This window comes from Streptomyces sp. H39-C1 (genome assembly GCF_027158125.1).
In the GTDB taxonomy this organism is placed as follows: Bacteria; Actinomycetota; Actinomycetes; order Streptomycetales; family Streptomycetaceae; genus Actinacidiphila; species Actinacidiphila fildesensis.
The window spans coordinates 1-3717 of the sequence record NZ_JAPVLS010000209.1 but is presented as its reverse complement, the minus strand read 5'-3'; the positions used below and the strand labels follow the sequence as shown (position 1 = coordinate 3717).

General features: G+C 72.1%; 2 protein-coding genes and 1 pseudogene. 2 read left to right on the top strand and 1 reads right to left on the bottom strand.

All coding sequences use genetic code 11. The features are described 5' to 3' along the window. Positions 1–504, bottom strand: a pseudogene (locus O3W51_RS47525) (hypothetical protein); the annotation flags it as partial. A 108-nt stretch (positions 505–612) separates the two neighbouring features. On the opposite strand from O3W51_RS47525, the gene O3W51_RS47520 reads away from it, so the two are divergent. Together O3W51_RS47520 and O3W51_RS47515 are read left to right on the top strand one after the other, a co-directional pair. Next, positions 613–1485: a hypothetical protein gene (locus O3W51_RS47520; RefSeq protein WP_269290281.1), complete on the top strand. Its 873-nt coding sequence runs from the start codon at positions 613–615 to the stop codon at positions 1483–1485. Positions 1486–1551: 66 nt separating this feature from the next. Then, positions 1552–3705, top strand: coding sequence for a hypothetical protein (locus O3W51_RS47515; RefSeq protein WP_269290279.1), 2154 nt, complete (start codon positions 1552–1554; stop codon positions 3703–3705). Positions 3706–3717: the final 12 nt, after the last annotated feature.

Below are 3717 nucleotides of genomic sequence, written 5' to 3'. Positions count from 1 at the left end.
GCGGCGGCCGTGGCGTTGCGCGCCGCCGCTATCCCGGGCCGGGCATCCGGCATCCGCCGCAGCGCGAGGCGGACCGCTGCCGCCCGCGTGGTACCGCAGCAGCGGGCCGGAGCCGGCCGCGGGTCGGCGGCCGGGGCGCTGCGTTCCGGCGGAGCGGGCCGGGGCAGCGGCGCGGGGCGCGGTGGCGGTCTGGGGCGTGCCGCCGGGGCGGGAGCCGCGCTGGGCGCGCGTGCCCGTCACCAGGTGGCGGCCGTGCGGCAGGTTCGCCGCGCTGCCGGGGCCGATGCGCAGCGCTCCGGACGTACGGCCACGGCACAGGCCCAGACCGCCGCGCGCCGCCAGTTGGCCGACACGCGCCGTCAGGCGCGTCAGGAGCGCCGCGCAGCCGGGGCGGGCGGGTTGGGTCGCCTCTTGCGCGGTAACGGCGCTGGCGGGCGGTTGAGGAACGCCGGGGCCGCTGGGGCTCAGTCGGCCGGCGGCTCGGGGCGCCGTGGCGGGCGGCACGCCGCAGGCGGCGGCGGGCGGTTGCGGAGCGCCGGTCGTGCAGCTGCTCAGACCCTCGCCCGTGCCCGCCGGACCGGTGCAGGAACCGTAGCGGCGGGAGCCGGCGGGATGTTCGGGCGGCTGCGCAAGCGGCGCGCCGCCGGGCAGGGCTCGCAGCCGCACGGTTTCCGCGCCGGGCGGCGGGCGGCCTACCGCACGGCCCGGGACCAGATCCGCAACCGGTGGCGTGCCACCCGCCGGGCCGGGATCGAGGAACGGGCGCGGACGCTGGCCCGCACCCGCGCACTGCGCCTGTCCGCCGCCCGCCACTGGGCGCGCCGGGCATGGGCGGTCGTGATCGCGACGCCGCTCGGTGCGCTGTCCATGGTCCTGTGGCCGCTGGCCAAGCTGCTGCACGTCCGTCCGCCGCGCTGGGGCCGGGCCGTCAGGCGGCGCCTGAACCAGACCGCACAGCAGGCCCGGGACGCCCGGGACAACGCCGCATACGACAACCACGACCAGGCCGAGGCCGACCAGGCGCAGGACCAGCGCCCCAAACCCCCCAGCGTCAGCCGGGCGCGCTCTGTTGACGCGCCCATTCCCACCACCATCACCCAGGAGGACACCATGACCGAACCGATCAGTGCCGGAGGCGGATTCGATTTCCGCGAGGCGGCGGCCGGGATGCTGGAGCAGGCCCAGCGGGCGGAACCCGGGGGCATGATGCAGGTCCTCGCGCAGATCGAGACCCTGCCCGAGGCGATGGGCGCCATTGCCGAGACGTTCGCTCTCGTGGCTGCGCACTGCTCCCCGGAGAACATGCCCCTGCGCCCCGAGGTGAACGAGGCGCTGGCCGACCTGCACAAGCAGTTGCTGCTGTGCGTCGACGCCGGTGAAGCCGTCGGCGAGGTGTTCCGGACCTATCACGAATCGGACATCGCCCGACACACTGATGGTCGGACGGCCGAGGAACTGTGGGACGTCAGCCGCCAAGAGGACTAACCCCACCAGCACTGGGCGGGCGCGCACACTGCGCGCCCGCCTCCGGCCCCGCCCGAGGAGGAACCCTTGTCCCGCCAGACCGCCGCCGACCACCGCGCCCACCTCGCTTTGGACTGGGCGGCCCGCCACGGTCCGGTCTCCGGGCCGCTGGCCATGGCCTCCACATCCCTGGCCGTAGCCACCACCGGCTCCCTTGCCGGGCTGCCCTCCGGCTGGCCGTTGGTCGTCGGTGCGGTCGGCGCCGCCGCCCACGGGATCGGAGCGGGCCGCCGCAAGCGGTTGAGCCGCCCGAGCCTGGCCACCCGCGCCGCCGGGTGGCTGCTGTCCTCCGGCTGGACATCCGCCGTCATCGCCACCGACCCCAGCACCTGGTCCGGTCGAGACGCATGGACCGCCCTCGCCACTCTCGCCGCGATCACCATCGGGGTAGGCGGAGCCGCGTACGCCTCCGAAGTCCATGAGGAAGCCGCCGACGACGCCCGCCGCGCCCTGGAGGCCGCCATGGCCGAAGCGCACATCAACCGGGCCGACTGGAAAACGATCGACGCATGGATGGCGCTGGTCCGACAGGTCACGCGGGTGGGAGTGGAGTTCGCCGGCTACACCCCCCGCGCCAACGGCTCCGGCTTCGCGCTGGAGATCAGCCTCCCCATCGGCGTCACCTCCGACCGCATCGCCGCGTACGCCCAGGCGCTCGCGGAAGCAGCCCGCCTGCCCACCGGCTGCCTGGTCCGCATCGAGCGAGCCAGCCGCCAGGGCCACGTGATCGCCGACGTCGACACCCGCGACACCAGCTCCCTGACCGTGATGTTCCCCGTACACGACGCCGGACAGCCGCTCACCGTGAACGGACCACTGCCGTTCGTCGTCGACCGCTCCGGCGACCCCATCAGCCTGGCGATGCGCGAGGCCTGCATGCTGGTCATCGGGCCGCCCGGCAGCGCCAAATCGACCCTGCTGGACGGCATCGTCGGCACGCTCGCCCGCTGCCCCGACGTGCTGGTGTGGGGCATGGACCGGGGCAAGGGCTGCGCCGACCTCAAGCACTGGAACGTTCCCTGGCTCCAGGCCACCGGACGCATCCAGCCCAAGGCCGGCCAGACCCGCCCGCCGAAGGACACAGTGCCCGTCGTGGACTGGCTCGCGCCCACGCTGGCCGAGGCAGAGACCATGCTCGACGCCATGCTCGCCATCGGCGACAAGCGGCTCCAGTACGCCGACAACACCAAGCTGCTCACGGTGTCGCCCGCGATGCCAATGATCATTGGCATCCTCGACGAGGGCGCCGAAATGCTCGCCTACCAAGGCAACGACCCGCTACAGAACCGGGTCCGCACCAAAATCGTGACCGTGATCCGGACCCTGCGCGCCATGGGCATCCGGCTGATCCTCACGGCCACGGACGGCAACCTCAGCTCCATCGGCGACAGTGCCATCCGCAAGTACTCGCCTGCACGCATTGCCCTCACAGCGACCGATGCCGAGGGCTCATCGGTGGCAAAGCTCTTCGGACGGGTGAATGGAATCGATATCCGACAGCTCCGGTCCAAGGGTTCGGGAGTCGTCGGATTGGTCACCGGTGACCCCGACACGGAAATCCGACCCACGGCCATGCGCACGTACAAGACCGACGATTGCAACCTTTACCACGAGGTAGCGGTGCGGACGCGGGCTTTCCGTACCACCCTAGAAAGCGCCGCCCTCGAAGTGGCCGGTAGTTCATACGCGGAGCGCTGGAGCGACAGCAATATCCAGCGTCTGTGGAGCATCGCCCAGGGAGAGGAAGCGACTGCCGAGACAAATACGCGCAAGGTTGGCGGGCTCGAAATCAGGCGGACACTCAACCTTCCCTCGCGCCCAGCGGACAACGAATCCGCCACGGAACAACCGACCGGTGAGACGACGCCACAGAAGCCGGATAGCGGTCCCATCACGGACGCCGACCTCAGCAAGTTCCTGACCGCGTTGGGGAGCCTGCCCGAGGCGAAAGAGCCGGCACCCAGGGAGCCGGAAGCGGACACGGGGCCGACCTGGCTCCCAGAGATCGTCGAGGCCATCAAGGCCCGCGGCGTGGAAGGGATGAAGGTCGGGGAGGTCGCACAGATCGTCGGCCTCGACCGCCGCACCGTACGGGCCGCACTGCGGGACTGCCCCGAGCTGATGTACCGCAGCAACGGCCCGCACTCGTGCTACGTGCACCGCGACCACGACGATAACTGAACGTTACTGATC